General features: G+C 48.1%; 1 pseudogene. It reads right to left on the reverse strand.

What is annotated here, in order from left to right:
• Nucleotides 1-130: 130 nt before the first annotated feature.
• A pseudogene (locus A3766_RS21875) lies at nt 131-339 on the reverse strand (diaminopimelate epimerase); the annotation flags it as partial.

Consider the following 339-nt stretch of genomic DNA (forward strand, 5'->3'; position numbering starts at 1 on the left):
CTATGTCTGGGGGAGTCCATTCAAAACTTATATTTATTTATCTGAAATCTATCAGTATTACGATGTGGGCTAAGAGATCACGAATCTAGTTCAAGCCTCACTAAACGCCTATCGCTAACTAAGTGTAGCGCTAAATTCGAATTTTTCCTTCGAAAACAGTCATAGCGGGGCCTTCCATCATTAACGGTGAGCCGACGCCCTGCCACTCAATTTTTAGATTACCGCCAGGCAAGCGAACCTCAACTGGCGATTCCAGCACACCTCGGCTTATTCCAGCGGCAACAGCCGCACACGCACCGGTACCACAGGCCAAGGTTTCACCCACACCTCGCTCGTAAA

It is taken from the genome of Oleiphilus sp. HI0132 (genome assembly GCF_001635845.1).